The organism is Nitrosomonas sp. (assembly GCF_021731985.1).
GTDB lineage: Bacteria > Pseudomonadota > Gammaproteobacteria > Burkholderiales > Nitrosomonadaceae > Nitrosomonas.
In genome coordinates, this window is record NZ_JAKFWH010000020.1 from 21,044 (window position 1) to 27,436 (window position 6,393).

Here is a 6,393-nt window from a genome sequence, read left to right on the forward strand (position 1 = left end):
TTTTAAAGGAGGAAGATCTGAATTAGTGAGTGGATATTACCGATCCATCCGTCGCATTGATTAGGATAGTGTGTACTGTTCCTTGATTGTTGAGTATTTTAATGCGGTAGATATTTTCAGTATGATTGATTGCGAGCACACGGCCTTTTAAATGCTGTTGTGCAATCGTAATCGCTTTTTGCTCGGTGATGCCAGTGAGCGGGTTGCTGCCAGTGCGATAATAGTTTGTAGCGTTGTTTTGCCATTCGGCCATTGCTTGAGTGATTGAGCCAGTCATTAACATCACAATCACTAAAATTTCTTGCCATCTATTCATAACTCAACAGTCCTGCGTACTGAGGGTAGAAGCCGAACGATAATAGGTACTGCAACCGTGCCTATTACCATTTATTCGTTTCAGAAGCGTAACATAAAGCTCGCATTTCCGGTATCAATGCCCATCATTCCATGAGGAGGAGCGCCATAAACCGGTGCTGGATAGTAATAGTTATACCGTGGTTGCGGGTAGTATGACCGGTTATAGCCACGAGGTTGACTATAAACATAATTGTATCCATTCAAATGGTTGTGGTGTTTTTGGTGGTGATGGCCGTGACGATGATGGCCATGATGATCTCTGCCCGCTTGCGCTAATGTGGGCGCTGCTAACGTAAATGCTAATAACACCATGATTAAAACGCTGGCCAACATTGTTTTTTCTGGGATTTCCATTTTATATCTCCTTTCAGTTAATCGGCTTAGATTCATTCCTGTTGGTGTTAATTTACACAGGCGGTATGAATGGAAACTGAATAAAGAAAGATGTCGAGATATTGCAAAAGATCGCGAATAAAAAATTGAGAGAGTAGTTTTTTTAAATTTTGTAATGCAGAAAGATTGATGATGATCGAAACAACAATTGATGCACATCAACCATTTGGAACATTGGTACGAAAGAATAAGGTTTGGGTATATACTGAGAATGTGCTGAACTGATTAACTTCGAGAGGTGTGTTGCAGGTTTTTCCTCGAAGTTGCAGTCCGGCTGTTGGGATCTTCCCAGAAGTGTTCATATTATTAACATGTTGTTAAGACAGGAGTAATTATCATGCGAGCTATATCAACAACGATTGCAGCAGGAACATTGGTATTTTTTATGAGTACTCAGGTTTGGGCATCTGATGCAGGGCATACCTCAGAAGCGATGGAGCATGCAGGCAAAGCCCAAGCGCATGGAGAAATGGGGCATGCCAAAGACGCGCTCCAGCATGCCAAAGACAGTTTAGCGCATGCTAAGGCGTCAAGAGATGACCATGCGGCATCGCATAAGCATATGGATGAAGCGATCAAGCATTTGGAAGAATCGATTAAACATGCTGATATGGGGCATGGACCTGAATCTGCCAAGCATACTGAAGAAGCCATGAAACATATGCGCCAATCCGGTCATTGATTGTTCAAAATCAATAATTCCCTCGGCTTTGCCGAGGGGGAATCTCTAGTCTTTCGCACCCATTTCTAATGCCAGTTTCCTGGATAATTGCGCTGCTTCCTCGGTAACTGCTATATCCAGCCATCCTTGCAGATGCGTGCAGGTAATATCGGCCAGCGCCCGGATCCAGTCGCTACGTTCATTGAGGCAGGGAATGTAATGAAATTCCTTGCCACCCGCCTGTATAAAAGTGTTTTTCGCTTCTATGGCAATTTCTTCCAGAGTTTCTAGGCAATCGGATACAAAGCCCGGGCATATCACATCGACACGTTGTGTTTGTTCCTTGCCCAGTTGCTCCAGTGTTACCGCGGTATATGGTGTCAGCCATTTGGCTTTGCCGAAGCGTGATTGAAAGCAAACGGAATATTGGTTTGGGTCTAAAGCCAATGCTTCAGCCAGTAATCGTCCCGTCTTTTGGCAGGCACAGTGGTAGGGGTCACCCTTATCCAGGCTTGCGCGCGGGGTGCCGTGAAAGCTAATAATCAGTTTGTCAGGACGGCCATGTACGCCCCAGTAATCCTGAACATTCTGTGCTAGTGCTGCGATATAGCCCGGATGATCATGATATTGCTTAACGGTACGAATGGAGGGTAAATTGCGCATCCGGTTTAATACCGAAAAAACATTACCCATCGCAGCAGCAGTACTGCTGGCAGCATATTGAGGAAAGAGTGGAATGACGAGAATGCGCTCGCAACCCTGTTCTTGCATTTTTGTCATAACTGTTGCAACAGAAGGCTTTCCTATATTCATGGCGTATTCAACTATGGGCGGGTTTTGCAGCTGTGCCTGTAATGCTTCCCGCAGTAATTTTGTTTGCCGTTCGGTATGAACCTTGAGCGGAGAGCCTTCCGGCATCCAGATTTTTGCATATTTTTCAGCCGATGCTTTAGGTCTGAAAGGTAATATAAAGCCGTGCAGGATGGGCCACCAGATCAGTCTGGGTATTTCAATTACCCGAGGATTACTGAGGAATTCTTGTAGATAAGGACGCAGTGCCTGAGCAGTCGGTGCATCAGGTGTTCCCAGATTAATGAGTAGCACACCGGTTCGATTCGGCGATCCGTGTTGATAGATGGATTTGGAAGTCATAGTTATAAGTATGAGAGTCTAATTTGTTTAAGGTAATAAATTTCTGTGAAGCAGCGATGTTTCAATAATATCAGCGACGAGTGTATCGCTAAAACATATTGGATTAATGCTGTGATAAGCCGCTGGAAAGGAGTTTTGCGGTAATCTCGACAATCGGAATGATACGTTCATATGCCATGCGCCGGGGGCCGATAACACCGACTGTACCGACGATCTCTCCTTCAATTTCATAAGGTGCCGTCACTACACTGAATTCTTCCAGCGATGCCACATCGGATTCTCCACCAATAAAAATCTTGACGCCATGTGCTTGTCGGCTTAATTCGAGTAACTGTAACAGCTTGGTTTTACGTTCGAACAATTCAAATAATTTTTTCAGACTGATTAGATTATCCGATAAATCTTCAACCTGAAGCAGATTTCGTTCACCGGCCAAGACCACTGCTTCACTGCTTTCATTGACGGCATCACCGCCCGCTTCAATGGCTGCACTCATCAGAATGATCATTTCACTGCGCAATTGTTTGAGTTCGTTATCCAGACGGCCGCGAATTCCATCCAGAGTGCAGCCTGCATAGTGCTGATTGATAAAGTTTCCGGCTTCAATCAGATCGGATTGGCTGTAAGGTATATTGGTAAAGATAATGCGATTTTGCACATCTCCTTCCGGCGTTACGATGATCAGCAAAATGCGTTTTTCTGATAAGGCCATAAACTCAATATAGCGAAATACAGCGCCTTTGCGTTTGGGCGTTACGACAACACCGGCAAAACGGGTTAGTTCCGAAAGCAATTGCGAAGCGACATTGATCAAACGCGAAGGATTGTCAGGGTGTAATTGATTTTCCAGATGATTCAGTTCAACTTTATCCAGTGTTTTGACCACTAGCAATGTGTCGACGAAAAGACGATAGCCTTGGGGAGTTGGGATTCTTCCGGCTGAAGTGTGCGGACTGGTCACCAATCCCATTTCTTCAAGATCTGCCATGACGTTACGGATAGTTGCAGGGCTTAAATCCAATCCGGAGAACTTTGAAAGAGCACGGGAACCAACGGGTTGACCTTCGTGGATATATCGTTCTACCAGTGTTTTTAATAATATTTGAGCACGTTCATTTAACATGGTGTAATTCTACACGAATCAACAGGTTTCATAGTTTGGTTGTAAGCAGTAATTTTGTCTCATCTCATCTATGCTAAACTTTCCGGATACCGGCATATCCGCTATGGATTTGAGTTTTAGTGTGAATTAAGGTGTTTTTCTAGGAAATTTAATATTTCAGGTTGAGTGTGTGTAAAAGGCTATTTATACAATTTTGCCTGGCTGGCTTGTTAACTAACCTATTTTTTAACGGTAATTTAACGTTTATATTTAATTCTAATCCCAATACAATCAATAATAGCCAACGATAACCCAAGTAATGAATTCGCCATTTACAACTATTGCGTTGATCGGTAAACATAAGAATCCGGAAATCGCGATACCGCTTCTCAATCTTGCCGAGTATCTAACGAGGAAGAACCATAAGATCTTGCTTGATCATCTCACAGCATCACATATTTGTAGTGACAAATATCCAGTGCTGTCCCTGGAAGAAATTGGTGAGAAGGCCGATCTCGCCGTTGTTGTGGGTGGTGACGGTACGATGTTAAATATCGCCCGCATGCTGGTTTCATATGATGTGCCGTTAATCGGTATTAATCAAGGGCGGCTTGGTTTCCTCACAGATTTATCCGTGGACACCATGTTTGAAACACTTGATGAAATACTGGCAGGAAATTACACCACGGAACGTCGCATGTTGCTATATGCTGAAATTATTCGTGACGGCGCCAGTGTTTTCGGTAGCTTGGCACTTAATGACGTAGTGCTGTATCGCGGCATGAGCAGTGGCATGATTGAGTTTGAGGTGAAGGTCAATAACGAATATGTGAATACACTGCGTTCTGATGGATTGATCGTAACCACGCCGACCGGTTCAACAGCCTATGCGCTATCATCTGGTGGCCCCATCCTACACCCCAGTCTGGATCTGATTGCGTTGGTTCCGGTTTGCCCGCATACGCTCAGCAACCGTCCGATTGTCATCGGGCCGGATGCCAGTGTTGAAATCCAGATGCAAAGTGCGGTCAATGTGCGCATTAATTGTGACAGTCATTCTTGTTATGATCTGGAGCAGACGGACAGTGTTGTCGTGCGGCGTTTTCCCAAAACAGTGCGGCTGTTACATTCGGTGAATCACAGTTATTATCGGATGCTAAGAGAAAAACTGGGTTGGAGTGAATTTCCCTGATGACTCCACAGAATGTGCAATTATGCTAAAACACCTGGCCATCAAAGATTTTGTCATTGTTGACCGGATTGAACTGGATTTTATGCCCGGCTTCACGGTGTTGACCGGAGAAACGGGAGCGGGAAAATCCATTCTGATCGACGCACTGATGCTTGCTTTGGGGGAGCGCGGCGATACCAGTCAGATACGCCTGGGTTGTGAGCGTGCTGAAATCAATGTGACATTCGATATCAGCCGTTTGCCGGGGCTACTGCATTGGCTGGAAGAAAATGATTTGCAGGGTGATCCTGATAGTTGTCTGATGCGCCGTATTATTGAATCCAACGGCCGCTCGCGCAGCTATATCAATGGGCACACGGTGACATTGCAGCAACTGCGCAGTGCAGGCGAATATCTGATAGCCATCCACAGCCAACATGCACACCAGTCTCTGTTGCAGAAAGATGCGCAACGTGAACTGCTTGATGCCTTTGCCGCGTGCGGTGATTTGGCGCGCGCGGTCAAAACGGCTTACCAAAACTGGCAAGAGTGTTATCAGCAAAGAATTGCGATGGAACAACGAGCGGTGGAATCACGTGACAAGCGCGAACAACTTGATTGGCAGCGGCACGAATTATCAGCGCTAAATTTTACGCTTGAAGAATGGCAGGCATTGCAGGCAGACCAAAGCCGGTTATCTCATGTGGCTGCTTTACAGGCAGCGGCGGAAATGGGAATAGATGTCTTATCCGAGCGTGAAAATGCGGTACTGGCACAGATTAATACCGTGAATGGGCAACTGCAAAATTTGCTTGAGTATGATAGTCAGCTTAAAACAATCACCGATTTTTTGGATTCGGCGCAAATTCAATTACAAGAAAGTGTTTACGAACTGAAACACTACCACCAGCACCTGGATTTGGATCCTCAGGTTTTACAAGATATTGAACAACGGCTGTTAGCGGTTCATACAATAGCGAGAAAATTTCGTGTTACACCGGAAGAGCTGCCGCAATTGCTTGAGACGATTACGCATCAACTGGAAACGTTGGGTTCAGATTCAGATATCAGTCATTTACAAGCACTTGAAGCCGATGCGCAGGCTGAGTATCACAAACAAGCTAAAGAATTAAGCGCCGCACGTCAAAAAGCCAGTAAAGCATTATCCCAGCAGGTGAGTGCTGCGATGCAGATGGTTGCAATGATTGGAGGGGAATTCTCTGTGGCATTGACGTCACTGGAGCAGGGTAATGCGAATGGTTTGGAGCAGATTGAATTTCAGGTTGCAGCACATAAAGGATTACCGTTACGGTCTCTGGCAAAAGTAGCCTCGGGCGGCGAATTGTCACGTATCAGTCTGGCAATACAAGTCATAACCAGCAAAGTTGGTGTGGTGCCAACGCTCATTTTTGATGAAGTTGATGTTGGGATTGGCGGACAAGTTGCTGAAACTGTCGGTAATTTATTAAAGAAACTGGGAAAAGAACGCCAGGTATTATGCATTACACATTTGCCGCAAGTGGCCGCAACGGGAGACCAGCAATGGCAAGTCGTTAA

At 45.2% G+C, this 6,393-nt stretch carries 7 protein-coding genes; 3 read left to right on the plus strand and 4 right to left on the minus strand.

Annotated elements, in window-relative coordinates; all coding sequences use genetic code 11:
- Positions 1-22 precede the first annotated feature (22 nt).
- Both QZ942_RS02725 and QZ942_RS02730 read right to left on the minus strand, forming a co-directional pair.
- Positions 23-316, minus strand: a complete 294-nt coding sequence (locus QZ942_RS02725) for a PepSY domain-containing protein (protein WP_292993109.1) — start codon at positions 314-316, stop codon at positions 23-25.
- A gap of 80 nt (positions 317-396) precedes the next feature.
- Positions 397-711: a hypothetical protein gene (locus QZ942_RS02730; protein WP_292993110.1), complete on the minus strand. Its 315-nt coding sequence runs from the start codon at positions 709-711 to the stop codon at positions 397-399.
- Between the two features lie 376 nt (positions 712-1,087).
- Here QZ942_RS02730 and smbP point away from each other — a divergent pair, with 376 nt between their 5' ends.
- The gene (gene smbP, locus QZ942_RS02735; protein WP_292993111.1) at positions 1,088-1,432 is read left to right on the plus strand and encodes a small metal-binding protein SmbP; all 345 of its coding nucleotides are present in this window, start codon (positions 1,088-1,090) and stop codon (positions 1,430-1,432) included.
- A 45-nt stretch (positions 1,433-1,477) separates the two neighbouring features.
- On the opposite strand, the gene hemH is transcribed toward smbP, so the two are convergent.
- Both hemH and hrcA read right to left on the minus strand, forming a co-directional pair.
- Entirely contained in the window at positions 1,478-2,563 is a 1,086-nt protein-coding gene (hemH, locus tag QZ942_RS02740; RefSeq protein ID WP_292993112.1) for a ferrochelatase, read from the minus strand.
- Between the two features lie 103 nt (positions 2,564-2,666).
- Positions 2,667-3,686, minus strand: coding sequence for a heat-inducible transcriptional repressor HrcA (gene hrcA / locus QZ942_RS02745; RefSeq protein ID WP_292993113.1), 1,020 nt, complete (start codon positions 3,684-3,686; stop codon positions 2,667-2,669).
- Between the two features lie 298 nt (positions 3,687-3,984).
- Between hrcA and QZ942_RS02750 the strand changes: the two genes are divergently transcribed.
- Both QZ942_RS02750 and recN read left to right on the plus strand, forming a co-directional pair.
- A complete protein-coding gene (locus QZ942_RS02750; protein ID WP_292993114.1) occupies positions 3,985-4,857 on the plus strand; it encodes an NAD kinase in 873 nt (290 codons plus the stop codon).
- Positions 4,858-4,879: 22 nt separating this feature from the next.
- On the plus strand, positions 4,880-6,393 hold a 1,514-nt coding region (gene recN / locus QZ942_RS02755; RefSeq protein ID WP_292993115.1), incomplete at its 3' end, for a DNA repair protein RecN.

Excerpts from the sequence above, each read along its gene's own strand:
- QZ942_RS02725 (WP_292993109.1), bottom strand. The coding sequence starts at position 316 with ATGAATAGATGGCAAGAAATTTTAGTGATTGTGATGTTAATGACTGGC.
- QZ942_RS02730 (WP_292993110.1), bottom strand. The coding sequence starts at position 711 with ATGGAAATCCCAGAAAAAACAATGTTGGCCAGCGTTTTAATCATGGTG.
- smbP (WP_292993111.1), top strand. The coding sequence starts at position 1,088 with ATGCGAGCTATATCAACAACGATTGCAGCAGGAACATTGGTATTTTTT.
- hemH (WP_292993112.1), bottom strand. The coding sequence starts at position 2,563 with ATGACTTCCAAATCCATCTATCAACACGGATCGCCGAATCGAACCGGT.
- hrcA (WP_292993113.1), bottom strand. The coding sequence starts at position 3,686 with ATGTTAAATGAACGTGCTCAAATATTATTAAAAACACTGGTAGAACGA.
- QZ942_RS02750 (WP_292993114.1), top strand. The coding sequence starts at position 3,985 with ATGAATTCGCCATTTACAACTATTGCGTTGATCGGTAAACATAAGAAT.